The sequence below is a fragment of the Lysobacter enzymogenes genome (genome assembly GCF_017168095.1).
GTDB lineage: Bacteria > Pseudomonadota > Gammaproteobacteria > Xanthomonadales > Xanthomonadaceae > Lysobacter > Lysobacter enzymogenes_D.
Map to the genome: position 1 here is coordinate 1 of NZ_LXSD01000526.1, position 359 is coordinate 359.

Here is a 359-nt window from a genome sequence, read left to right on the forward strand (position 1 = left end):
GCGCCGGGCCAGACCGTCGTGGCGACCGGCAGCGCGCGCCGCGCCGAACTGCCGGCCACCGGCAAGGGCCGCGCCGACACCGTGCTGGCGCTCGACGCCGCCCAGGTCGAGCCGCTGCGCGATCGCGCCCTGGAATCACGCCTGCGCGCGCTGGCGCCAACCGTGGTGACCGCCGCGCCGGACTGGAACGCGCTGGCCGGCATGCGCGTGCGCATCGGCGTGCCGCTGACCCTGGCCGATCGCGACCGCGCGCGCGGCACCGTCGAAGCCGCGTTCGACGGCCCGCTGTGGCAGCCGGGCGAACGCGCCGCGCCGGGCAGCGACGCCGCGCGCGCGATCGCCGCCGACAACCTGCGCCG

Annotated in this window: 1 pseudogene; it reads left to right on the forward strand. The window is 79.7% G+C overall.

What is annotated here, in order from left to right:
• A pseudogene (locus A7A76_RS21075) lies at nt 1-359 on the forward strand (hypothetical protein); the annotation flags it as partial.